General features: G+C 58.5%; 19 protein-coding genes and 1 pseudogene. 9 read left to right on the plus strand and 11 right to left on the minus strand.

Annotated features, from left to right (window positions below; translation table 11 throughout):
* Positions 1-68 precede the first annotated feature (68 nt).
* On the plus strand, positions 69-866 hold the full coding sequence (locus tag ACA065_RS08980; protein WP_497694199.1) for an acyl-CoA thioesterase: 798 nt from the start codon (positions 69-71) through the stop codon (positions 864-866).
* 6 nt (positions 867-872) lie between these two features.
* Here ACA065_RS08980 and ACA065_RS08985 read toward each other — a convergent pair.
* From ACA065_RS08985 to ACA065_RS09010, 6 genes and pseudogenes are all read right to left on the minus strand, one after another.
* Positions 873-1,121, minus strand: a pseudogene (locus tag ACA065_RS08985) (terminase); the annotation flags it as partial.
* Between the two features lie 115 nt (positions 1,122-1,236).
* On the minus strand, positions 1,237-1,641 hold the full coding sequence (locus tag ACA065_RS08990) for an Imm50 family immunity protein (RefSeq protein ID WP_497694200.1): 405 nt from the start codon (positions 1,639-1,641) through the stop codon (positions 1,237-1,239).
* A gap of 155 nt (positions 1,642-1,796) precedes the next feature.
* Positions 1,797-2,204, minus strand: a complete 408-nt coding sequence (locus tag ACA065_RS08995; RefSeq protein WP_497694201.1) for an Imm50 family immunity protein — start codon at positions 2,202-2,204, stop codon at positions 1,797-1,799.
* The gene (locus tag ACA065_RS09000) at positions 2,201-6,883 is read right to left on the minus strand and encodes an RHS repeat-associated core domain-containing protein (protein ID WP_497694202.1); all 4,683 of its coding nucleotides are present in this window, start codon (positions 6,881-6,883) and stop codon (positions 2,201-2,203) included. The genes ACA065_RS08995 and ACA065_RS09000 overlap by 4 nt, the downstream gene beginning before the upstream one ends.
* A gap of 234 nt (positions 6,884-7,117) precedes the next feature.
* Positions 7,118-8,599 (minus strand): methyl-accepting chemotaxis protein, encoded by a 1,482-nt coding sequence (locus ACA065_RS09005; RefSeq protein WP_497694203.1) that lies wholly within the window; start codon positions 8,597-8,599, stop codon positions 7,118-7,120.
* Between the two features lie 96 nt (positions 8,600-8,695).
* The gene (locus ACA065_RS09010; RefSeq protein ID WP_497694204.1) at positions 8,696-9,502 is read right to left on the minus strand and encodes a TatD family hydrolase; all 807 of its coding nucleotides are present in this window, start codon (positions 9,500-9,502) and stop codon (positions 8,696-8,698) included.
* 236 nt (positions 9,503-9,738) lie between these two features.
* Between ACA065_RS09010 and ACA065_RS09015 the strand changes: the two genes are divergently transcribed.
* From ACA065_RS09015 to ACA065_RS09025, 3 genes are all read left to right on the plus strand, one after another.
* Positions 9,739-11,160 (plus strand): MltF family protein, encoded by a 1,422-nt coding sequence (locus ACA065_RS09015; RefSeq protein ID WP_497694205.1) that lies wholly within the window; start codon positions 9,739-9,741, stop codon positions 11,158-11,160.
* 104 nt (positions 11,161-11,264) lie between these two features.
* Complete coding sequence (locus tag ACA065_RS09020; RefSeq protein WP_497694206.1) at positions 11,265-11,699, plus strand: DoxX family protein; 435 nt, start codon at positions 11,265-11,267, stop codon at positions 11,697-11,699.
* Positions 11,700-11,958: 259 nt separating this feature from the next.
* Positions 11,959-12,267, plus strand: a complete 309-nt coding sequence (locus ACA065_RS09025) for a class I SAM-dependent methyltransferase (protein WP_497694207.1) — start codon at positions 11,959-11,961, stop codon at positions 12,265-12,267.
* Between the two features lie 18 nt (positions 12,268-12,285).
* Here ACA065_RS09025 and ACA065_RS09030 read toward each other — a convergent pair whose 3' ends face one another.
* Genes ACA065_RS09030 through ACA065_RS09040 form a run of 3 tightly spaced genes read right to left on the minus strand, consistent with a single transcriptional unit; the run spans position 12,286 to position 15,694 of the window.
* On the minus strand, positions 12,286-14,031 hold the full coding sequence (locus ACA065_RS09030; RefSeq protein WP_497694208.1) for a Gldg family protein: 1,746 nt from the start codon (positions 14,029-14,031) through the stop codon (positions 12,286-12,288).
* A gap of 14 nt (positions 14,032-14,045) precedes the next feature.
* Positions 14,046-14,771 carry an ABC-2 transporter permease gene (locus ACA065_RS09035; protein WP_497694209.1) on the minus strand — a complete coding sequence of 242 codons (726 nt, stop codon included), beginning with the start codon at positions 14,769-14,771 and terminating at the stop codon, positions 14,046-14,048.
* A complete protein-coding gene (locus tag ACA065_RS09040; RefSeq protein WP_497695319.1) occupies positions 14,768-15,694 on the minus strand; it encodes an ABC transporter ATP-binding protein in 927 nt (308 codons plus the stop codon). The genes ACA065_RS09035 and ACA065_RS09040 overlap by 4 nt, the downstream gene beginning before the upstream one ends.
* 237 nt (positions 15,695-15,931) lie before the next feature.
* On the opposite strand from ACA065_RS09040, the gene ACA065_RS09045 reads away from it, so the two are divergent.
* Positions 15,932-17,020: a hypothetical protein gene (locus tag ACA065_RS09045; RefSeq protein ID WP_497694210.1), complete on the plus strand. Its 1,089-nt coding sequence runs from the start codon at positions 15,932-15,934 to the stop codon at positions 17,018-17,020.
* A 125-nt stretch (positions 17,021-17,145) separates the two neighbouring features.
* Positions 17,146-17,619: a transcription elongation factor GreB gene (gene greB / locus ACA065_RS09050; RefSeq protein ID WP_159933607.1), complete on the plus strand. Its 474-nt coding sequence runs from the start codon at positions 17,146-17,148 to the stop codon at positions 17,617-17,619.
* A gap of 43 nt (positions 17,620-17,662) precedes the next feature.
* Here greB and ACA065_RS09055 read toward each other — a convergent pair whose 3' ends face one another.
* Together ACA065_RS09055 and ACA065_RS09060 are read right to left on the minus strand one after the other, a co-directional pair.
* The gene (locus ACA065_RS09055; RefSeq protein WP_497694211.1) at positions 17,663-20,173 is read right to left on the minus strand and encodes an ABC transporter permease; all 2,511 of its coding nucleotides are present in this window, start codon (positions 20,171-20,173) and stop codon (positions 17,663-17,665) included.
* Positions 20,173-20,856, minus strand: coding sequence for an ABC transporter ATP-binding protein (locus ACA065_RS09060; protein ID WP_497694212.1), 684 nt, complete (start codon positions 20,854-20,856; stop codon positions 20,173-20,175). Before ACA065_RS09060 ends, ACA065_RS09055 begins: the two co-directional genes overlap by 1 nt.
* A gap of 10 nt (positions 20,857-20,866) precedes the next feature.
* Between ACA065_RS09060 and ACA065_RS09065 the strand changes: the two genes are divergently transcribed.
* The 3 genes from ACA065_RS09065 (at position 20,867) to ACA065_RS09075 (ending at position 22,876) form a co-directional block, all read left to right on the plus strand.
* The gene (locus tag ACA065_RS09065) at positions 20,867-21,472 is read left to right on the plus strand and encodes an arylesterase (protein ID WP_497694213.1); all 606 of its coding nucleotides are present in this window, start codon (positions 20,867-20,869) and stop codon (positions 21,470-21,472) included.
* A 58-nt stretch (positions 21,473-21,530) separates the two neighbouring features.
* Complete coding sequence (locus ACA065_RS09070; RefSeq protein WP_017136142.1) at positions 21,531-21,821, plus strand: hypothetical protein; 291 nt, start codon at positions 21,531-21,533, stop codon at positions 21,819-21,821.
* 83 nt (positions 21,822-21,904) lie between these two features.
* Entirely contained in the window at positions 21,905-22,876 is a 972-nt protein-coding gene (locus tag ACA065_RS09075) for a L,D-transpeptidase family protein (protein ID WP_497694214.1), read from the plus strand.
* The last annotated feature ends 89 nt before the right edge of the window (positions 22,877-22,965 follow it).

Genomic DNA, 22,965 nt, shown 5'->3' on the forward strand with positions numbered 1-22,965 from the left:
AATGGGCGCTGTACCGGGCTGGCCCTATGGTTAAGATCGTCCATCGGTTTTCTTGATGTGAGGTCGCCATGTGCTTTAGTGATTTGCTCGACGCTGCCCGTAGCAACCCGTTGGATGTGACGATCCCCGCTGAATGGGCCCAGGGCCGTGCGACCTTTGGTGGCTTGGTGGCCGCGTTGCAATACGAAGCGTTGCGCGCCCAAGTGCCGGCGGATCGCCCTTTGCGTTCACTGGCTGTCACCTTCGTCGGCCCGGTAGCCCCGGGTGTACCTGCCAGTTATCAAGTCGAAGTGCTGCGTGAAGGCAAGGCCGTCAGCCAGTTGCTTGGCCGCGTGGTGCAAGACGGCGACGTGGCGACGCTGGTACAGGCCAGCTTTGGCGCGCCCCGTGAGTCAGTGATTGATGTCGCGAACGAGGCACCGCCTGTGTTCAAACACTGGGACGAGTGCCAGGAATTGCCGTATATCAAGGGCGTCACTCCTGAGTTCATGCGCCACGTGGCGATGCGCTGGAGCGTTGGTGGGTTGCCGTTCACCGGTAATAAATCGCGCGACATGGGCGGTTGGGTACGCCTGCGTGGGGACGTGAAGGAAGAACCGCTGACCGAGTCGCATATTCTCGCACTGGTCGACGCCTGGCCGCCGGCCTTGCTGCCACACCTGACCAAACCGGCACCCGGTAGCACGCTGACCTGGACCATTGAATTTATCCAGCCGCTGCACGACCTGACCACCCTCGACTGGTGCCAGTACTACGTCAACATCGAACATGCCCGCGACGGTTACGGCCACGCCGCCGCCGCGCTCTGGAGCCCGAGCGGCGAGTTGATCGCCATCAGCCGCCAGACTGTGGTGGTCTTTGCCTGACCCTCAGAACCGCTGGCTGCCCTGCGCTTCCAGCTTGCGACCGTGGCGCTGTAGCGCCACGCCTGCCAACACGCCGATTACGCCGACGGCAAAACTGGCCAGGCTAAGGCTGAACACGCCGGACGCCATCAACAGAAAACTGATGATCAGCAGCGGTACAGCAATCAACTGCAGCCCCAAGTTGGTCGGGTGCTGATGGTTTTGTGGGTGATTACGCCATTGCCAGGCGGGGAGATTGGGGTGACGTTTGCCCATGATGGTGAATCCTCTGTCCGTTGAAGTAGCTTGGACAGAGTTTAGGGTTGGCTGGGCTGGGTGGCGAATTGGCGCTGGCTATCGGCCTCATAGCTTAGATGTTGGTGTCACCATTTTAATAACAGGCGGAATCAGGGTCATTTATGTAGACGGAGGGTCCGCAGAGAGACGGATATCGCGTTTTGAATTCAATCAACGACTTTTCAGACTCAGCTTTTACGAGAAAAAAATCCTCATACTTCCGTACTGTTATTTTCAACGTGTCGAGCGTGGGGATATTTTTTATGGTGACGTCACTAAGTCCGCCACAGCTAAGGCCAATGCGACATGTGTTAAAACCCTCGATGGTCCATTTTTCGGGCGGTCTGTCCGGTATTTCAGGTATGTCAAAGGCTAGATTTATATGAGGTCTATCGTTATCTATGTCTATAGAGAATAAGACTATATTTCCTATTGGTATCGGCCTGGAGAATACCTTGTTAAAAAGAACACTCCTATCGAATTCATTCCAGAACTTCATTTTCTAACCTTAAGATTATAGTGATCATTCTCACCTTTATTTTTCCTGTGTCCGTGCTTCCAAAAGACGCGTAAATTGAGATGGGAGCCTTGGTTGGTTTACTATCCTGAAATGGATAAGGACAAGGTTTCTAATTTGGGTTTCGTGTTTTTTAGTTATTTGAAATAGTAATCATCCGTACCATTTATATATACATTAGGGTCGCTAAGTGAAATGAATCTGGCTTTGAATTCTATTGAGGCATTTTCGCTGGTTGCGCGAAACTCGAAGTGGTCGTTGTATTTTTCTATTTTCACATTGAATACCTCGTGGATGGGTATGTTTTGTACTTTTAGCTCTTTAATGTTGTGACAAGTTAATCCGGTTCTGCAAGTGTTGTATCCTTTGTTCTTCCACTTTTCCGGTAACCTGTCCGGAAATTCAGGTATGTCAAACCCTAGGCCGACGCAGGGTTGATCGTTATCAATCCTTATAGAAAAAAGAGCTATCCTATCAATTGCTATCGGTTGGCTAAAAATCTTTCCGAAAAATATACTTCCGTCTAATTCATTCCAGTACTTCATTTTTGCTTCCTAAATGGATAGTGTTCCTTCGCCCCGGTTATACGGCCTTTTCGAGGTTTATCAATTGGTCGTAAGTTGAAGTGTGCGGAATGGTCTCCTATTCCATCTGCTCTGCCAAAATTATGCCCTGCTGAGTGGTCTTGGATAAGAATTTTTGAGCCGTCTGATTTAGTGAATTGGTAGACCCTTGTATCAATCGGTAAGCCATTATTATTCAATACGTTTTTCTCGTTCAGGTCTGTCATTCTTTCTATCTTGTATTGTTTTCCTCTTCCTGTTTCTGGGTCTACGAAGACGTCAGGGCGCTGCACCATTGGTATATTCGCATCTCTTTTAGCTTCCCTGAATGCTCCTTTGCGAGAAACATCGGGAGTGTCCGGTTCGTCGGGTGTTTTACAGCGTGGCTGCCTCGCTCCTTTGGGGGGGCAATTGGCAGTCAGCCCTAACGGATCTACCCACCCCGTCGGATTAGGCACGTACTGGTAGGCATTGACCCCACCCGCCAGCTTCACCGGGTCCGGCGTCAGGTAACGACCAATATCTGGATTGTAGTAGCGATGGCGGTTGTAGTGCAGTCCGCTTTCCGGGTCGAAGTATTGGCCTTGGAAGCGCAGCGGGTTGTCGATTTTGTTGATGTCGAGGCGACTGATCTGGCCGTAGGCGCGGTAGTGCGCGGACCAGACGATTTCGCCGTCAGGTGCCGTGAGTTCTTGCGGGGTGCCCAGGTGGTCGAGTTGGTAGTGGAAGGGCTGGGTGTCTTTCGGTCCAAAACCTTCCAGCAGTGCCAACGGCCGGAAACTGTCCGGTTCATAGAGGTAACTGCGATGACGGTCAGCGTGATGCTCCGCAACCAGCTTGTCGCCTTGCCAGAAAAACTCCGTCGTTATGCCTTCGACGGTTTTGCTGATCCGCCGTCCAAACGGGTCATAGCGGTAGCTGGCGGTTTGCCCGTTGGGCTGGGTGATGCCGATCAGCCGGTGCTGGCAGTCGTAGCGATACTCGGTGACGAGTTGGTGGTTTTTACCGCGTCTTTGGCGGATCAGATTACCGAACGCGTCATAGTCGTAGTGATGATCGCCCTGAATAACCAACCGATTCCCCGCCACGATGTCCGGGCCGGGTCGGTCTTGCATCAGCAGGTTGCCGGCCGGGTCATGGCCGAAGCGTTCCTGCTGGTCTTGCGAGTGATCCGCGCGGGTCAGGCGGGCGAGGGGGTCGTAGTGGTAGTGGTGTTCGCCTTTGCGGGTGTCGAGCAGGCGGGTGAGGTTGCCGGTTTTGTCGTAGTCGTAGTGGCGGCGGTAGTGCTTGTGGTCCTCTTGGGTCACTGCGTGGGCGTGCAGGCGGTTTTGTTCGTCGTAGTGGTAGTGGCTGAGCAGTTGGCCTTGCTGGCGCTGGCGTTCGCGGCCGGTTTTGAAGAGGTGGGAGGTTAGGGTTTTGCCATTCAGTTCGACGGTGGCGAGGTGGCCGCCTTTGTCGTGGTTGAAGGTGAGACGGTTGTTGTCCGGCAGGCGCAGGTTTTTCAGCTGGCCGCAGGTGTCGTAGCCGTAGCGCAGGGTGCCCCAGCCTTGGTGGTCGGCGGTGAGGCGGTTTTGGCTGTCGTATTCGTAGGCTAGCGCCCAGTGGCCGTCGTCGACGCTGAGGAGGTTGCCTTGGCGGTCGTAGGCGTAATCAACAACTCCAGCGTCTGGGAGGGTTTTTCTTACGAGGCGGCCGGAAGGGTCTCGCTCGTAACGGGTGATTAGCTGACTGCCATCGTCGCCGTGTTCGGTTTTTTCCAGCAGGTTGCCGTTGAGGTCATACACGTAGCCCGTACGCTGGCCGTCAAAGCCGGTTTCCTGCTGGATCAGGCCGTTGGGGTGGTAGTCGAGTTGGTAGGTTTCGCCGACTTCGTTTTCGATCTCGGTCAGGAGTAACCGGGTGTTGTCGTAGCGGTAGTTGACCTGGGTGCCATCGGCATTGAGGCGGCGGCTGATGAGGTGCAGGCCGTCGGCGTATTCGTAGCGGGTGACGTGGCCCAATTCGTCACGTTCGGAGGTGATTTTTCCGTAGGGGTTGTAGCTGAATTCGCGCGTGGCGCCATCGGGCTGGGTGAGTTTCAACAAGCGCCCGGCCGCATCCCACTGGTACTGGGTCAGCGCCCCATGTTCATCCTCACGCGCAACCTGTCGTCCAACATCGTCATAGCGATAACGCTTGATACCGCCATTGGGCAGTTGCTCTTCGGTAAGCTGCCCACGCTCATTCCAAACCAGCCGATGACAACTGTGATCGGGATACCAAACGCCGGACAGTTGCCCGTGTTTGTTGTAGGTGTAGTCCGTAACGTTGCCGTCAGGATCTGTCTTACGCGTAACGTCTCCCTGATCATTACGTTCGTATTTCCAGACCGCCTCACCCCGCCGCACAACCCGTACGAACCCGTTGTCATGCTCGTAGGAAGTCGGCTCATCCTCTCCCGGAAACAGCGCCACCAAACGCCCGGCGTCGTCATACTGATACGCCGTCACCGCCCCCAGCGGGTCCTGCTCAACCGTCAGCCGGCCCTTGTCGTCATAGGATTTGAAGTGCTCAGCGCCGTCCGGATCAACCCGCTGCACCAGCCGCGCGCGCTGGTCATGGACATACACTTCCTGGCTGCCATCCGCGTTGTGAACTGTGACCTTGCCGCCGTCCTCCCACGCATACCGCGTGTCCATCTGCGCAAAGCTGGCCCAATGCCTAACACATCGCGCGGCCTTTCCAGACCGTTCCCACTCCCAAAAGAAACTCGCCCCACCAGCCAACTGCCGCTCAAGAATGACGTGCTGGTCGTCGTACCGATAAACCTCGCTTTCGCCTACAGCATTGGTCGCCGAAACCAGGCGCCCAGCGTCGTCATAGGCGTAGGAAACGACGTTCTGTTCAGTTACCCACACATACGGCTCACGGCCTTTGGCGCGATGAACCTGATAGTCCACCGCCACAATGCGGCCCAGTTCGTAGCGCAAAAACAAACAACGGCCGACACCGTTATCCAGCCGCTCAATCCGCCCCAAACGATCACGAGAAATGCGCAACCGGTTGTCATACGCATCACTGATCGCTGTCAGCACACCGTCGCGGAAGTGATAAAATCTTGACGCCTGAGCCAGCACCAACTCATCGGGCAGGGCACCCAAATAAATCGCCGCTTCGGCCAAGCTATTAGTGATCGCAGGCCGCGAGGCGGTGGGCAGCGGAAACTCCGTACTGCGATTCTCATGATCCGTCCAAACCACCGAATCACCCGCAACCACCAACCGCTGCGCCAGCGCATGACTCCAACCAAACCCCAACCCGCAATCCACTTCCACCGCACTGGTGCGGTACAACCGCGTCCACTCAAACGGCAAAATCCCGTCCAGCGCACCATCGGTAAGGGTTAGTAATTCTTCCCCGGTAACCATCGATACCGGGCAGCCATTGGTGGAGGTCTTATCCGCAGGCGCCGCTGCATCTCCCTGCGGATTCTTCGCAGCGGCCGGCACATCATCCACATGTTCCTGGCGTACCAACGCCGTCCGTTGCGTCTTGCTGCGAACCGCAGGCACCGGGTTGGATACCAACTGATCCCCAGCCTTCAACGACGCAACCGGCACCGTCTTGATCGGCGTCGCCACACTACCCAGCAGCAACGGCTTAACCACCTCGGCATGCGACTCCAACCGGGGCATCACCAGCTTTTTAGCCAGCAACTCCAGCAGATCCCGCCCGCGTCCAGACTTCATGTGCCCCAGCACCTGCGTACCCAGACGCACCGCCACGCCCATACCCGCCGTCGCCCAGATCAGCAGCAGGTTGATCAACACCTCGCCAGTGATTTGCCCCATCAGCTCATTCATTTCTTGCGGTGGCAGCATGCGCATCCAACTGACCATCGCCGACACATAAATGAACAACAGCGGCTCATCGCTGAGCACCAGCAGGCCGATGGCGATCGCGTCGTTGCCGAGCTTCAGCAGCTCATCGAGTTCGGTTTGGGAGATGTAGTGCAGCAACTTTTCGCTGTTAGGCTTGATGTCCGCCAACATGTCGAACAGCTGCGTTATGTTGTCCCACAGGCTGTAAAGCGCTTTGCCCATGCCATTGAGAAAGGCTGCCTCCAGCACCCGACGCCGGTCCAGCGGAGTAGCGTCCGTATAGGTTTTCCACTGCGCCTGAAACGTGCCGTTCCACTCGTCGTGCAGACGCACTTCCAGATCTTCGATCACCGACTGATAAGACGCATACAGCGCCTTGACGTGATCCTTGGAAACGTTGGGATAGAAATTGATTCGGTACTGCTGGTTGCGATCACACTCGGTGATTTCGAGAACGCCGCTGGGGCCGATGGTCTTGTGGATCGGCTCGCCCAGCGGGCCACCGTTGGGGTCGATGCGTTGCAACACCACGGGCGTATTGCCAATGGGCACGAACTGAGCACTCTGGAACATGTGCACCAGGGTCAAGGTGCCGTTGGCCTGGCAGGTGGCGACGGTGCTGCTGGGAATGATGGAGCGGTTGATGGGGGCGACCAGCGCCACTTCCTCCCCGACTTTAAATACCTGTTCGACGTCCAGCGCCGAAAAGCTCCAGAAGCTGGACGCCCACTCGTCAAAGGTGTTCAGGCATTCCCGAAAGTCACGCAAGACGGTTTCAACATCGACTGTCGTTGCATCCATTGGGGCCAGGGCCAGCCTGCCAATGGCCGTGTTCAAACGACAGCCCCAACAACCGGGGCCTTAACGGAAAAAACCATCTGCAATCCCTCGCACTGAATAGTCAGGCGAGAGACTTTGGAGAGGTTTGTCAGGTAAAGATGTCGGCGTTATTCGTCAGTATGGCTAGGATGTTTCGCCAATAAATCGGGTAAACGGAGGGGGGGTTGTAGGAGTCGGATGACAGGTTCAGCGGGCCTACAGCTTCAACTGCCCAATCGCCTTGCTCAACTCCCCAGCCAACGTCGCCAGCTCATTGCTGGTCGTCGCCGAATCCACGGTCTGCTGCACCGTGTTCTCGGTCACGTCACGAATGCTCACCACCGCACGGTTCATCTCTTCGGCGACATGGCTTTGCTGTTCGGCCGCCACGGCGATCTGGGTATTGCTCTCGCGCATCTGCGCCACGGCGCCGGTGATTTCGGCGAGGGCCGCGCCGGCTTCCTGGGCTTGCTGTACGCAATCGTCGGCCTTGAACGAGCTTTCCTGCATGAAGTCCACCGCGTCACGGGTGCCGGCCTGAAGGGCTGAAACCATGTGGGTGATTTCGTCGGTGGAGTTTTGCACACGTTTTGCCAGGTTGCGTACTTCGTCGGCGACCACGGCAAAACCACGGCCCATTTCGCCGGCGCGGGCCGCTTCGATGGCGGCGTTGAGGGCGAGCAGGTTGGTCTGTTCGGCGATGCTGTGAATCACGCTGACAACGCCGTTGATTTTCTGGCTGTCTTCGGCGAGTTTCTGGATCATTTCGGCGGTCTGTTGCACACCGCTGGACAGCCCTGCAATCGAGCGCTGCACCCGGCCGACCACTTCCTGGCCGCTGCCGGCGAGGGTGTCGGCCGTTTGGGAAAGGTCGCGGGTGGCGCCGGCGTGTTGGGCGATGTGGTAGACGGTAGCGGTCATCTCATTGATCGCGGTGGCGGCCTGATCGGTTTCGCTTTGCTGGCCGAGCATGCCGTGTTGCACTTCGTTCATGCTGCTGGCCAGGCGCGCGGCGCCCTCATCGAGTTGCTGCGCGGTGCGCGCCACGGTGCTGACCACCCGTTGGTAGCCGGCTTGCATGGCGTTGAAGGCACTCGCCATCTGGCCGACTTCATCCTTGCAGGCCAGCGGCACGCGGGCTGACAGGTCGCCGGTCTTTTCCACGTGCAGCATGACGTCCTTGAGGGTGTTAAGTTGGCTGAGCAGGAAGCGGATCAGCAACTGCGAGGCACCGAGCATCGCCAGCATCAGGATCAGCACCGCCACGGCGTAGTTGGCGAAGCGTTCGCTGAATACTTGGCTGAGGCTGCGCCCATAGGCCAGTACGGCGATCTGTTGAGCGTCGGCACGCGCGACGACTTCAGCACCGATCAGCGGGTTTTCGCCGAAAAGCGGCATGTGATTGAGCTCGACCCAACCGCTGGCGCTGCTCAGCGCTGACAGATCCTGGTCGGCCCGCTGTGGGGCCTGGCCACGCGCAAATGTCAGCCAATGCTCGCTTTTGGGCAACGGCTTGTCGGCAGGCCAGGCACCAAGCAGTTGCGCCTGCGCCTGCGCCGAGGCCTGGGACGCTTCGCTGCGTGCCTGTTGTTCGAGCTGCACGGCGTACAGCACCAAAAGCAGGGTGGTGATGAAAGCGACCGCGTTGACGGCCCAGAATTTGTATTTCAGCGAGATATTGCTAAGCCAGGCACCCATGGAAGGTTTTCTCTGATAGCGGAAACAGCATTGGCAAGGTGCCATTATTATGCCGCTACCCAGGAAACCGGTTTTGACATGGGTCAATGCGCCGCATCAATCCACTGCAGCTAAGCCGAAAAAGGCGCGCGAGCAGGCGGTGCTATGTTCGGCCAGGTCTTCTATGGTTTCGTTGCGGTGCAAGGCGACTTCGCGCAGTACTTCCGGCAGGTAAGCCGGTTCATTGCGGCCATTTTTCGGCTTCGGCCGCAGCGTGCGCGGCAGCAGGTAGGGCGCATCGCTTTCCAGCATCAGACGGCCACGGGGAATTTCCCTGACCAGCGGATGCAGGTGCGTCCCACGGCGTTCATCGCAGATCCAACCGGTGATGCCGATATGCAAGTCCAGGTCGAGGTAGCTGAACAGCGCGTGCTGTTCACCGGTGAAGCAATGCACCACGGCCGCGGTCAGGTGGTCGCGGTAGTCTTTAAGAATCTCCAGCAGGCGCTGGTTGGCGTCGCGTTCGTGGAGAAACACCGGCAGTTTGAGCTCCACGGCCAGGGCCAGGTGTGCTTCGAGGACTTTTTCCTGCTGTGGGCGCGGGGAAAAATCGCGGTTGAAATCCAGCCCGCATTCGCCCACCGCACGCACACGGCTTTCGCTGAGCAAGCCACGTAATTGCTGCGCGCTGTCGCCGTTCCAGTCACTGGCGCAGTGGGGGTGAATGCCTGCAGTGCTGAACAGGCGCTGGCCGCTTTCATCGAGTTTTACACACAGTTCCAGTGCCTGTTCGCTGCCCTCGACACTGGTGCCGGTGAGCACCAGTTGCTGCACGCCGGCGGCGTAGGCGCGGTCGAGAACGGCCTGGTGCCTCTCGTCGAAACTGGGGTTGGTCAGGTTGACGCCGATATCAATGAGTTGCATGGTGCTATCTCCGCCTGCGGCCGGAAAGCATATCAGAGCTGTAGATTTATAAGAAAAACGAAGAACTACAACGAGTTATAGCTGTCTTTGAACGTCGCAAGTGACATTGTGGTTGGCCATACGCTTTCCATCGTGCCGCCGTTGCGTGCTTTGCCAGCGCATAAAGCGCTCTGTTTCTGACCCCCAGTCCCGCGTCTTTCACGACGGCACTGGCCAGTATTCTTTCCGGAGAGCGGATGATCCGACCCTCGGCGTTGCTTATGTTGTGCCTGACGTTACTGCTGCCCACGGCGGCGGTCGCACGTCTGGACGGGCCGCTGGAAGTGACCAAGCCCGGCAAGGTGCGTGACCTCGCGCAGATTCGCTCCAGTCGCACCCTGCGCGTGCTGGTCAACCAGAGCCGTAACAGTTCCGGTGAGGTCCAGGGCCAGGCCATCGGGGTCGAATACCATCGCCTGCGCGCCTTCGAGCAATACCTCAATGGTCACGCCCGTGACGGTGAGGAAATCAACCTCAAGATTATTCCCAAGGCCAAGGACCAACTGCTCGGCGCATTGGCGCGTGGCGAAGGCGACCTGGTGGCGCCCGGTGAATTACTCGACGTGAAGGCCGTGCACAAAATCAGCACCAGTGACCCGATTGCCAGTGATGTGCCGTTGTGGCTGGTGGGCGTCAAGGGTGAGCGGCGCTTTACCAAGCTGGAGCAACTGTCCGGGCGCACCCTGGCGCTGACCACCGGCAGTGCGGCGGCGGATGCGATCAATCAGGTCAACCAGCAGTTGGCCCTGCATAAGCGGCCGCCGGTGAAGGTCGAATGGGTCGACCCGACGTTGGCCGTGGAAGATGTGCTTGAGATGGTTCAGGCCGGGATCTTCCACCTCACCATTGTCGAGAAACCGATTGCCGAGCGCTGGTCGAAAATCCTGCCCAAATTACGTTTTGATCGGCAGGTGGCGATCAGCGAGCCGGGCGATGAATACTGGTTCGTGCGCCAGGATGCCTCAATGCTGCGGGCCAGTATTGACCGTTTCCTCAAGACCTACCGAACCCCGTCCGACCAGGACGTGGCATTTCAACGTATCTACCGTCGCCTCTATCAAGTGCGCAACCCGCTGGCCCGCGCCGACCGGCAGCGCCTTGAAAAATTGCGCCCGGTCCTGCAAAAACACGCCCGCGAGCAGGGCATGGACTGGTTGAACCTGGCAGCGCTGGCGTTCAAGGAGTCGGCCCTTGACCCCGGCGCGCGTAACAGCGGCGGCCCGACCGGGCTGATGCAGATCACGCCGTCGGCGGCGCAGCGAGTGGGTGTCAACAATATCGAGAGCCTGGACAGCAATGTGCAGGCCGGGGCCCGCTACCTGGCGATGATCCGTCGTAAATTCTTCGCCAGCCCCAAGCTCAATGAACGCGAACGCATGGCCTTCGTGCTCGCGGCCTACAACATGGGGCCGGAGCGGGTGCAGGGCATGCGCGCGGAGGCGCGTCGCCGAGGGTTGAACCCCAATCAGTGGTTCTTCCAGGTCGAGCGCATTGCCATGGAGCAGGTAGGAATGGGCGGCGTCAGCTATGTTAATAGCGTGAACAAGTACTACTTGGCGTTTGATCGGGAGCGGGAGTCCCTGGAACCGGTGTCGCCAAAAATTGCTTCACGCAAATAATCGGTTTTACAGATGGATATTACGCATTTTTTGCGCTGTTATCATTGCCTTATCCGATTAATATAGCGGCCAACCCACCCCCTACTTTGAAAAGGATTAGCACCATGAGCCCACTGATCAACCGTATTCTGTCTACCCGCGCCGGTTATGGCCTGACCATCCTGCGAATTTTTGTCGGCATCATCTTCGCTGCCCACGGCTCGCAAAAACTCTTCGGCTGGTTTGGCGGTTACGGCCTGGCGGGCACTGCGCAGTATATGGAGAGCCTCGGCCTGACACCGGGCACCTTGATGGCGGTGCTGTCGGGCGGTACGGAGTTCTTCGCCGGCCTGGCCTTGATCATCGGTTTGCTCGCGCGCCCTGCGGCACTGGGGCTGACCTTCCTGTCGCTGGTGGCAATCTTCTCGGTGCATATCCATAACGGGTTGTTCATGGCCAACAACGGTTATGAGTTCGCACTGGCCTTGCTCGGCGGCTCGCTGGCGGTGCTGCTGGAAGGGGCGGGCAAATTGTCTGCCGACCGCGCCATCACCAGCTGATACCTACCTGAAACTCAGAAAAAGCCCGCCATGCGCGGGCTTTTTCGTTGCTCGGGATTCTTGACACTGCCCCATCGGCTTCTCTAGGATGCTGCTCATGCGCCGATTTAAACAGCTAATTGCGGGGCGCCACCGGGACTCAATGCAGCCCGACAGAAGCATGCACTCATCCAGAGTCAGGCTTCGAAATTCCGCTAAAGCGCTGGTTCGGTGTTGCCTCTCACCTGCCCGCAGACTTTTGAGGCAGAGACACGACACGATGAATGCACTACGCCCCCTGGTACGCCTGGCCCCGATCACCGCGGACCTGACTCAACGCAATCCGAAAATTCTCCTGGGCGGCAAGCACCAGCCGACGCTATTGCGTTATCTGGACGGCTGGCCGCGTCGCACGGGGCGGCCCTCGGCGTTCCTGATCCAATTTGTCGACGATGGCGAATCACTGGCCCGCTTTGCCAGCAACAGCTTTGATCTTGCGGTTATCCAGGCGCCCAGTGCCGGCGACGCCGATGAGGTGATTCGCCAACTGACGCGCATTGCGCGACAAGGGCTGATTGCTCGTCGTTGACAGCGTGCTGTTGATTGCTCAGCGAGGTAAAGCGGCAGCGGATGATCGACGTCGGCACTGGTATATAAAAACGGCCCAGGCGATCAGGCATAACAGCAGCGGCACCGCGGCAATAATCAGCAGCTTCAGGTGGCGTTCCGCTTGATTCACTTGCTGGTAAGCCTCGACTTTGAGGGCATGCAGCTCCATGGGCAGTCGCAGGCGTTCCTTGTTCAGCGCTTGCAACTGGGTATTGCTATCCACCGCTTGAGTGCCGACGCTTGAGTTTGGCGGATTCAACCGTTGCCACTCCTGCTCTGTTCGTTCGAGGCGTCGTTCAAGTTCAGCCGATTTTTGCGCATAAGTCTGTGCGGCAGCCTCGCGCATGTACTCCAACGGGTTGAGCGGTTCGCCGGCTACTGCACGTGGTCGAATGTTCGCGAGAACATCGGGAGCCGCCAGGTTATCCAGGGTATTCAACACAAACGACAGATTGCTGTTGGGCGCCGAATTGATGACGGTGTCCATGAGTAAGTCCGTGTCGGCGACCACTACCACCTGGATGTTTGCGGCCTTTTGCAAACCGGCCGCGTTCCCGTTCATACCGTCGGGAAAGGCGGAGTAGGCTGGCCCATCGAGGCGAGCGGCTATCACCTGGCGTTGCCTGGGAATGGGCGCCTCATCGATCAGTGAGTCGAACACGGTCGCTGATGCAAAACGCTTCGTGTCCAGCAGCGCAGATTGCCTGGAGCTTTGCAGCAGCGGGGTGAGTGTCGTACGGCTTTTTCTTAGCCGAGACAGTGCGCCGCTGCTTGAGACGATCACTGAGTCGAGTTTCCAGGCGCTGATGTCATTACCGGTCATCGCCTGCCGTGGCAGGTTTAGCCTGGCCGGATGCAGTACGGTGGGCTCGCCAGGGCCGAATGAGGCCGATGAGGCGTAGAGATTATCGACCAGTAGCTTGTCCGTTGGCATCTGTATGCCCCACGCGGTAAGCAGCCCATCCAGCCTCGACCCTGTCGGTGCCGCGCTCGTCTGCGTCTCACTCATCGGGTCGATAAACATCATCAGTTTGGCACCGCTCAATACAAACTGCTCAAGCGCGTACAGGGTTGCTTCCGGTAGCGCACGAGGATGCACCACCATCAGCGTTCCGATTGAGGGTGGGATGTGTTCGGTGTTCGAAGCCAGCTCAACAAGGTTGAAATGCCGCTGCATTTGCTCCACGACGTGCCCGGCCGGCTGGTTCAATGAAAGCCCGGATAGAAGGCCCACAGTGGGGCGCTCGGGGTGCATCAACTTGTAGATCAGGTGGCTGATTTCATACTCAAGCAATGGCTCGTCGTCGAGATGGAATACGTCGATACGTTGTGCGGCCTGGCCTGCACGGGTGCCTATGAGTCCCAGAAAACCTTGTGTGTCGTCAAGGCCGAACAAGCCGGCTTTGTAGGCATCCTCTGAATAAGGTCCTGGGTCAATGAGGTGCAGGTTAATCATGCCTTTTGCCGCTTTTTCGTACTCTTTGAGCAGGTCTTCTACTCGCTCGCCATAGCGTTTTAACGCTTGGCTCTTTTTCGGGTCATTGCTTGAGTTGAAGTAATAAAGGTCCAGCGGGTGTTCAAGTGTGGTGAGTAATTGTCGTGCAGGGGGCGACAACGTATGAATTTTTTGTTGTGAAAGATCCCAGCGTAAATTGGGGATGTTATTCACCCAGGTCAGATTAAACGCCAGGAAAAGTAGCAGTATGACCGTAAGTGTCATCCCCGTACGAAGAACGGATCGCATGCGTTGCTTCCTTCTCAACTGGTTTTGTAGTTGAGGGTGACAGTCGTTGCCGAAAGAAACGCAACGATCATGCTGATAAAATACAAACTGTCATGGAGTGTCAGTTTGCCGTTGTCGATAGTGCCGAAACGCGAGAGGGGGTTAAGCGCGATCAAACTGTCGATCGCCCAGATGGGAGCCTGATGCTCAAGGGCATCCAGGACTGAAGAAAGTCCACTGGCGATCAGCAGCAAGCCCAGGGTCATTAGAAAAATAACCACGCGCCGGTGCGTCAGGGCACAAATAAAACAGCCGACCGATAGATAGCTGCCCGCCAGCAACCAGCTCGCCAGGAATTGTGAAGTGATAACAATATTGTCCGCAGCGCCCAAGTAGTTGGCGACGATCACTACAGGAAAAGTCAGGATCAGCGCGATACCGCACACGACCCAGGCGGCCAGAAATTTTCCGATCACACGGTCGAAGGTGGTGATGGGCAGAGTGTTCATGACGTCGCGCAGGCCGGCGTTACGTTCGTCCGCCCATAGTTGCGTGGATAACGTGGGAATCAGCAGCAAATAGAGCCAGGGGTGTAACTGGAAAAACACCTGCAAGTTGCCGCTGTCGCGTTGCATCCACTGGCTTGTATACACCCCAAGTGCTGCGCACAGCACCAGAAAAGCAGCAACACTCAGGTACGTGCTTGGCGTGCCGGCAAAACTGGTGAGCTGGCGTTTGAAAATGACGGGCAGCAGTTTCAAGGGGATACCTCTTGGCTCAGATGGTGAACAACTTCGTTCAGGCGCCCAGGCTCCAGATTTAGAGAAGTTATGTTCCAGCCGCGGCTGGCAATGAGTGCGTTTATAGCGGGATAGATGTTGTGCCCCGGCATGGCGAGAACAGTCACCGTGCCGGGTGCATGCCGGTCCTCTTCGATACCTGCTACGCCGGGCAATACGGCCAGTGCAAGTAAATCCAGGGGCGTTTCTGCGGCCAGGGTGACGGCTTGGAAATGCCGCGAGTTACGTCGCAACTCTGGCAGTGAGGTGTCCGCCATCAAGCGACCCCCAGCGATAACCAGAGCGCGTGTGCAGACACTGGACAGCTCATTGCAGTGCCGGGACGCGACGATGACCGCCATTTCTTCGGTCAAGGATTGGATCAGTGTCCTGAACTTGAGCCGTTGGTCCGTCGCCATTCCCTCAGTCGGTTCATCCAGCAACAGCAGGCTGGGTGTATGCAGGATCGCTTGGGCGATAGCTACTTTGCGCCTCAAGCCCAAGGAGAGCGTATCGATGGGGGCGTTGAGCACGCGTGACAACTCCAGGCGCATGGCTGCCCGATCTACCCGGCTGCGTTTTTCCGCTCCGCTGAACCCTCGAATAGCTGCAATGAAATTCAGCACGCCCTTGACGGACATCGTGTGATGGCTGAGGCCGTCCTGCAGTTGATAACCGAGGGCTCTTCTTGCGTGAAGCGGGTGGGTTTGAGGGTTGAACCCTTGAATACTGATATGCCCGCCAGAGGGTTTCACCAATCCGGCTATCAAATTCAGCAGTGTTGTTTTACCTGCGCCATCCTCGCCGAACAGGCCTATGCATTCCTGGCGTTGGGCGCAAAACGAGAGATCGGTAATTACTTTTCTTTTGCCCTGGTACTTTGTCAGGCTGCTTATCTCGAGCATTTTTTTACCGAATAAGTTTTGCACAGCGTATGAAAGTATGCCCGTCATGAACGGTTGAGCGTTGAAAGGTTACGTTCAATCATTTGAATTGGGAACGTGGGGACATGTTTATCAGATAGTTCCTACGTCAAAATGGATAACTTGCTGAAACAATTGCGTTGTTTCCGAGGCTTATTGATCGCCGGATTTTTTCCGGTCTTTATGTAAGGTTTACTCTTTTAATGAGGCTTGTTTGCCATGATGCTTCTACGCACTCTAGTTCTTGAACACAGCGGTCAGGATGCGCCGGTCAACGGTGCGCTGCTCTGCGGGTTTGCTGTCGCGCAAACCGACTCAAACTTTCTGGTCTATAGCCTGGATGAAGAGACCGAGCCGGGTAATTCCAGGGTCTATATCGCTGCGCTACGTAAGAAGCTCGATCGGTACTTTCTGGGCGGTGTTGAATCCAAGGAAGACTTGCAAATAGCCATGCAAGTTTTTAAGCAAATTCTGATGACAGCGGCGGCATCCGGCACTAAGACGGGCGCGGTCATCGACACTTCGATCCCTTTTCATTTCATTGATTTGAAAGGTTGCAAGTTACCGCCTGCCAGGCCAGAAGATCATCACTCAATGATCATCAAGAAGGCATTGGTGATGAAGGTGATCACCTTGGGCATGTCTGCGCCTGCGTTGCCTGCGATCGAGAGTGCTTCGTTGATCGTGCCGTCCATTCGCTTCTCGTCGCAAATGGTCTCGCCGCCCAGGACCTCAAATAAACCCAAGCCCGCTGAGCCCGTAAACGAGCCTGTTGTTGACGAACCGTCGGACGCTCCCATCGCGATAGCGCAGGCGGATGAGGTAGTGCAGGCGAAGGAGAAGGTCGAGTTCAGCGCGCAGCCTGCACAAGCTCAGTTTCAACCTGAGGAGCCCGCGCCGCTGAAACGCCCCGCCCCGATGGAACACGCAGCGATGATCGAAGTTGACAGCACGCTGACCACCCTCGCCAAGGTCGCCCAGGAGCTGACGCAACAAAAACTCGTGGTCATCGAGCGTGAAGAGGCGCTTGAGCAGTGGCAGGCTCGGCTGCAGCAGGCGCAAGGAGAATTGGATCAGAAGGGCGCAGAGTTGGAGCAACGCGATACGCAGCTGCAGCACCAACGAATGGACATTAGCCAAAAGAGCCGTGAGCTGGAGCAGCGTGCAGCACAGCTGCTGAGCCAACAAGCCGAAGTTAGTCAGAAGACCGAGCAGTTGACGTTGGCGATGTCGCAATTGTCGAGTATGCGACAGCGTGTGCGGGGCGTGCTCCTTGAGCTGGATCAAACCTTGGATGGCCAGGCGTAAATCGATGCGCTCTGCGACCTGGCTACTTTCCTGGGTTCATTTATCATCAACCCCTGCCAGCCGACGCCAAAGCATGAGGCCATGGCGTATCGGCACCATTGGACATTGCCTGGGGATGCATGCGTTTGAGTACCAAGCTGATTACCAAAGAAGGTCATGAAGCACTGAAAAAAGAGCTGGATTACCTGTGGCGTGAAAAACGTCCGGACACCACCCGCAAGGTGACCTGGGCGGCTTCTCTGGGGGATCGCAGCGAGAACGCGGATTACCAATACAACAAGAAGCTGCTGCGTGAGATTGATCGGCGGGTACGCTATTTGCGCAAGCGGCTGGAAGATATGCGGGTGGTGGAGTACATGCCCGAGCAGGAAGGAAAGGTGTTCTTCGGTGCCTGGGTCGATATCGAAAACGAGCAGGGCGAGACCAAGCGTTTCCGTATTGTCGGCTATGACGAAATTTATGAGCGCATGGACTACATCTCCATCGACTCACCCATGGCACGCGCTCTGCTGCGCAAGGAAGTTGACGATGAAGCTATCGTGCAGACCCCGAACGGCGAAGTGTGCTGGTGGATTACCGCTATTGAATATGTGAAGTAGACGATGGCCGGCACGTGATATCGCGTGCCGGCCATCGGCCGTTTCAGCCCTCGCGCAATACCGTCAGCGGGCTGGCGTTCAGTGCGCGACGCGTACCGAAAACCCCGGCACCGCCGATCAGCACGGCACCGATTACCGGCAGCAGTAACAGCCACGGGTGAGGGTGCCAGGCCAGGTCAAACGCGTAACGGTACAGCACCCAGGTCACCAGCTCCGTGCCCAGTGCCGCCAGCAGGCCACTGACCGCGCCGAGCAGGCCAAACTCGATGCGTCGCGCCTTGACCAGCAACTTGCGCTCCGCACCCAGCGCACGTAACAGCGCGCCTTGGCGAATACGTTCATCCAGGGTGGCCTGCAAGCCGGAAAACAGCACCGCCATGCCCGCTGCCAACACGAATAGCAGCACGTATTCCACCGCCAGGGTTACTTGGGCGAGGATGCTGCGCAACTGCTCCAGCAAGGCCTCGACCTGCAGGATCGTAACGGCCGGAAACGCTCGGGACAGGTCGACGATCTGCTGGTCATGGCCAGGCGCCAGGTAGAAGCTGGTCAGGTAGGTCGCGGGCAGGTCCTTCAAGGTGCCCGGTTGGAAGATCATGAAGAAGTTGGGCTGGAAGTTATCCCAGTTGATCGTCCGCAGGCTGGTGACGCGCGCTTCGCGGTTCTCCCCACCAATGGTGAACACCAGATGATCGTTCAGCTTGAGCTTCAGGCTTTCGGCGACCTTGGCTTCCACCGACACGCCTGGGATTTCATCGCTCGGTTGCTGCGACCACCAGGAACCTGCGGTCAAGACGTTGCCCGGTGGCAGGTCGGCCGCCCAGGTCAGGCTCAAGTCACGCTGCACCGCACGGTCGCCGCTGGAGTCTTTGCTGACAAGCTGCTGCACGGGTTCGCCATTGATGCTGATCAAGCGGCCCGGCACCACCGGGTACAGCGGCGCTGCTTGAGCCTGCACGTCCAGCAGGCGGGCGCCAAAGGCATCCTTGTCGGCCGGCAGGATGTTCAGGGCGAAATAGTTGGGGGCGTCCTTGGGCAACTGGTTTTGCCATGTGTCGAGTAACTCACCGCGCAGCAGGGCGATCAAACCCATGGACAACAGGATCAAGCCAAACGCCAGGGACTGCCCAGCCGCTGCCAACGGATGACGCAGCAATTGACCCAAGCCCAGGCGCCAGGGCAGGGAAGCGCGCGCCAACAAGCGCCGCAGGCTTTGCAGCAACAACAGCAGCAAGCCGCCGAGGATCAGCGCCGCTACTACACCGCCGCCCAGTAAAGCGAAGGTCAATACCAGGTCGAGGCTCAGTCGCCACATGATCAGGCCGAGCGCGAACAGCGCCGCGCCATACACCATCCAGGTACTGGAAGGGATCGGCAGCAAGTCACGCCGTAATACCCGTAGCGGTGGTACGCGGCCCAGCGCCGCCAAGGGTGGCAGGGCGAAGCCGGCGAGGGCGACAAGCCCGGTGCCGATGCCTGCAACCGCTGGCAGCAGCCCGCCGGGCGGCACGTCTGACGGCAGCAGATCGTGCAGAAAATAGAACAGGCCAAACTGTGCGAGCCAGCCGAGCAGGGCGCCGGCCAGGCTCGCCGCCAGGCCCAGTGCGCTCAGTTGCAGGCTGAACAGCAGCATCGCTTCGCGGCGTGACAAACCCAGGCAGCGCAGCAGCGCACTGGCGTCGAAGCGGCGGCTGGCAAACCGGTTGGCCGACAGTGCCACGGCCACGCCGGCCAGTAGCACTGCGACGAGGCTGGCCATGTTCAGGTAGCGTTCGGCTTTGCCCAGGGCGCCGCCGATCTGTTGGTTGCCGTCGCGCGAATCCTGCAAGCGCTGGTTGGCGGCAAGCCCCGGCTTGACCAGGTCGCGATAGGTTTGCAGCGCCGTACTGCCTTGAGGCGCGCGCCACAGTTCACGATAGCTCACGCGGCTGCCGGGCTGCACCACGCCGGTAGCGTCCAGGTCCGCCAGGTTGATCATCACCCGTGGCGTAAGGCTGTAGAAGTTGCCGGCGCGATCGGGCTCGTACGTCAGTATGTGAGTCAGGCGCAGGGTTTTCATGCCGACATCGATGTTGTCGCCGACTTTCAGGTCCAGCGCCGTCAGCAGCCGTGCTTCTACCCAGGCTTCGCCGGGCTTCGGGCCGCCTCCAGGTGTTTCTGTGCCGAAGGGCTCTGTGGCACTTTTCAGCTCGCCACGCAGCGGGTATTGCTCGTTGACCGCCTTGATACTGGAAAGCTGGATGCCGTTATCCGTGGCAATGACGCTGGAGAACTCGACGATGCGTGCGTGATCCAGGCCTAACTCACTGCCGGATTTGATTTGCTCGGGCCGGGCCGGCGAGCTGCCTTCGAGCACCAGGTCGGCACCGAGGAACTCGGTGGCACGCAACAGCATGGCGCCGTTGAGGCGTGCGCCGAAGTAGCCGATGGCCGTACTGGCAGCCACTGCCACCACGAGGGCGAAGAACAACACGCGCAACTCGCCGGCGCGGGCATCGCGCAGCAATTGACGCATGGCAAGGCTGAACAGGCGCAACAGCGGCAAACGTGCCATCAAGGCTCCAGGGGCGCGACCATCAGGCCGGCTTCAAGGCGGATCAGGCGTCGGCAACGGTGGGCCAGGCGCTCGTCGTGGGTCACCAGCACCAGGGTCGTGCCGCTCTCTTTGTTGAGTTCGAACAGCAGGTCGCTGATACGCTCGCCGGTGTGGCTGTCGAGGTTGCCGGTGGGTTCATCGGCAAACAGCACGTCCGGCTCGGCGGCAAATGCCCGGGCAATGGCTACTCGCTGTTGCTCGCCTCCGGAAAGCTGGCGGGGCGAGTGGGTGAGGCGTTGGCCCAGGCCGACGCGCTCCAGCAGGTGCCTGGCGCGCTCGCGGGCGTCTTTGCGACCGTCCAGCTCCAGCGGCAGCATCACGTTTTCCAGGGCATTGAGGCTGTCGAGCAGCTGAAATGATTGGAAGACGAAGCCCACGTGCTCAGCGCGTATGCGCGCGCGCTGGTCTTCGTCGAGCACACTCAAGGCTTGCCCGGCGAGCGTGACTTCACCGCTGCTGGGCAGGTCGAGGCCGGCCAGCAGGCCGAGGAGGGTGGATTTACCGGAACCGGAGCTGCCGACGATAGCCAGGCTATCGCCCTTGTTCAGTTCCAGGCTGAGTTCGTGCAGGATAGTCAGTTCACCTTCCGCGCTGGGAACCACTTTGCTAAGGTTCCGCGCGGTGAGAATGCTTGCGCCCATGGAGAATCCGATGCGAATGTGGTTTTTGAGTGCTGGCCTGGCCTTGATGTGCATGGCCCAGAACGCAGCGGCGGGTACAGTCCTGATCGTTGGCGATAGTATCAGTGCCGGTTTCGGCCTGGATACCAGCAAAGGGTGGGTGGCCTTGCTGGAGCAACGGCTCAAGCAGGAAGGTTTTGACGATAAAGTGGTCAACGCTTCCATCAGTGGCGACACCAGCGCAGGGGGCCTCGCGCGGCTGCCGGCGGCGCTTGCAGAGCATAAGCCGGACCTGGTGATCCTTGAGTTGGGCGGTAACGATGGCCTGCGTGGGCAGCCGCCAGCGCAATTGAAACAAAATCTTGCGTCGATGATCGACAAGTCCAAGGCCGGCGGTGCCAAGGTGCTGTTGCTGGGCATGCAATTGCCGCCCAATTACGGCCCGAAATACACCACGGCGTTTGCCGAGGTCTACGGGGCCCTGGCCAAGGAAAAAAGCATCCCGTTGGTGCCGTTTTTCCTTGAGGGCGTGGGCGGTCATCCGGAGCTGATGCAGGCTGATCAGTTGCACCCGGCGGTCGGCGCGCAGGGCAAGTTGCTGGAAAATGTCTGGCCGACGCTAAAACCGCTGCTATGACGCTTTTCTACCGGCAGGCTTTCGGCTAAGGTGGCGCCCCCCCGATCTGGAGCCCCCGATGTCGCGCCCTGCCTGGTCCCTGTTCAACTACCAACTGATCGAGCCTGACGAGCAGCTGGATCTGTTCGCCTGCCAGGAAGTCCGGGTGCATCTGGTTGCGCGTCAACTGGAGCTTGGCGGCTCGATTGACCGCACGCTCTGCGGCACGTTGCTGCCGGCGCAACCGCGCTGGTCGTCGGTGGATCGCGCGATCTTCCAGGACCAGCGGCTGTGCCCGCTGTGCCGGGCCATTCTCGAATCGCAAAAGCGCGGCACGCCGCTTATCTGGCCGGAGCTGCGCTTCGAATAGCAGCGGGGCAGCTGATGCTTGAAGCGCGCTTCGCGTATACAATCAGTTTTTTCCTACCCGTCGTTCTGCGAAGGATTTTCCGGATGTTGTCGCGCCTTTCCGTCGTTACCTGCTGCCTGTCTCTCGCTGCACTCTGTGCAGCCGGTTCGGCGTCAGCCTTGCAGTTGCCCCTGCCGCCGCCGGGCGAAGACATCGTTGGCCAGGTCCAGGTGATCAAGGCCAAGTACGAAGACACCTTTGCTGACCTCGGTACGACCTATGACCTGGGCTATTCGGAAATGGTCGCGGCCAACCCTGGCGTTGATGCCTGGTTGCCCGGTGCGGGCACCGATATCGTGCTGCCCACGCGGTTTATCCTGCCGCCTGGCCCCCGCGAAGGCATCGTGATCAACCTGGCGGAATACCGTCTCTACTACTATCCCAAGGGCCAGAACGTGGTTTACACGTTCCCGCTGGGCATTGGCCGAGAAGGCTGGGGTTCGCCTATTGCCCACACCAGCATTATCGCGAAGACGCCGAACCCCACTTGGACGCCGCCTGCGTCCATCAAGGCCGAGCATGCTGCCAATGGTGACCCGCTGCCTAACGTGGTGCCGGCCGGTCCGGACAATCCGCTGGGGCCGTTCAAGTTCACCTTGGGCACGCCGGGCTACTTGATCCACGGTTCCAACATGAAATTTGGTATCGGCACGCGTACAAGCCACGGCTGCTTCCGCATGTTTAACAACAATGTGCTGGAAATGGCCGGCATGGTGCCGGTAGGCACTTCGGTGCGCATCATCAACGATGCCTACAAGTTCGGCAGCAGTGGCGGCAAGGTCTACCTTGAAGCGCATACGCCGCTGAACGACGACGGCACACCGTCAGTGGTCGACAAGCACACCGCGGTCATCAATGCCTTGCTCAAGCGCGAAGACCTGGCCAACAGCCTGCGGGTTAACTGGGATCAAGTGCGTGACGTGGTGGCGGCCGAAGATGGCCTGCCCACGGAAATTGGTGTGCCGGGCGGCAACGCGCCAGTGGTGTCCAGCACGCCAGTCGACCTGCAGCAGTAAGCCTGCCGGGTCTATAACCCGCTCCGGAATTGCGCCGGAGCGGTTTTTTTATTGCCTGCGATTCCACGGCGCGGCGTTCAACCTGCAGG

It is taken from the genome of Pseudomonas sp. LBUM1640 (assembly GCF_059716225.1).

What these genes read in the sequence shown, in the direction of transcription:
- ACA065_RS09040 (WP_497695319.1), bottom strand. Translation starts at nt 15,694, where the DNA reads ATGCTCGAGATAAGCAGCCTGACAAAGTACCAGGGCAAAAGAAAAGTA.
- ACA065_RS09020 (WP_497694206.1), top strand. Translation starts at nt 11,265, where the DNA reads ATGAGCCCACTGATCAACCGTATTCTGTCTACCCGCGCCGGTTATGGC.
- ACA065_RS09000 (WP_497694202.1), bottom strand. Translation starts at nt 6,883, where the DNA reads ATGGATGCAACGACAGTCGATGTTGAAACCGTCTTGCGTGACTTTCGG.
- ACA065_RS08995 (WP_497694201.1), bottom strand. Translation starts at nt 2,204, where the DNA reads ATGAAGTACTGGAATGAATTAGACGGAAGTATATTTTTCGGAAAGATT.
- ACA065_RS09065 (WP_497694213.1), top strand. Translation starts at nt 20,867, where the DNA reads ATGCGAATGTGGTTTTTGAGTGCTGGCCTGGCCTTGATGTGCATGGCC.
- ACA065_RS08980 (WP_497694199.1), top strand. Translation starts at nt 69, where the DNA reads ATGTGCTTTAGTGATTTGCTCGACGCTGCCCGTAGCAACCCGTTGGAT.
- ACA065_RS09005 (WP_497694203.1), bottom strand. Translation starts at nt 8,599, where the DNA reads ATGGGTGCCTGGCTTAGCAATATCTCGCTGAAATACAAATTCTGGGCC.
- ACA065_RS09030 (WP_497694208.1), bottom strand. Translation starts at nt 14,031, where the DNA reads ATGCGATCCGTTCTTCGTACGGGGATGACACTTACGGTCATACTGCTA.
- ACA065_RS09010 (WP_497694204.1), bottom strand. Translation starts at nt 9,502, where the DNA reads ATGCAACTCATTGATATCGGCGTCAACCTGACCAACCCCAGTTTCGAC.
- ACA065_RS09015 (WP_497694205.1), top strand. Translation starts at nt 9,739, where the DNA reads ATGATCCGACCCTCGGCGTTGCTTATGTTGTGCCTGACGTTACTGCTG.
- ACA065_RS08990 (WP_497694200.1), bottom strand. Translation starts at nt 1,641, where the DNA reads ATGAAGTTCTGGAATGAATTCGATAGGAGTGTTCTTTTTAACAAGGTA.
- ACA065_RS09025 (WP_497694207.1), top strand. Translation starts at nt 11,959, where the DNA reads ATGAATGCACTACGCCCCCTGGTACGCCTGGCCCCGATCACCGCGGAC.
- ACA065_RS09075 (WP_497694214.1), top strand. Translation starts at nt 21,905, where the DNA reads ATGTTGTCGCGCCTTTCCGTCGTTACCTGCTGCCTGTCTCTCGCTGCA.
- ACA065_RS09070 (WP_017136142.1), top strand. Translation starts at nt 21,531, where the DNA reads ATGTCGCGCCCTGCCTGGTCCCTGTTCAACTACCAACTGATCGAGCCT.
- ACA065_RS09045 (WP_497694210.1), top strand. Translation starts at nt 15,932, where the DNA reads ATGATGCTTCTACGCACTCTAGTTCTTGAACACAGCGGTCAGGATGCG.
- ACA065_RS09055 (WP_497694211.1), bottom strand. Translation starts at nt 20,173, where the DNA reads ATGGCACGTTTGCCGCTGTTGCGCCTGTTCAGCCTTGCCATGCGTCAA.
- ACA065_RS09060 (WP_497694212.1), bottom strand. Translation starts at nt 20,856, where the DNA reads ATGGGCGCAAGCATTCTCACCGCGCGGAACCTTAGCAAAGTGGTTCCC.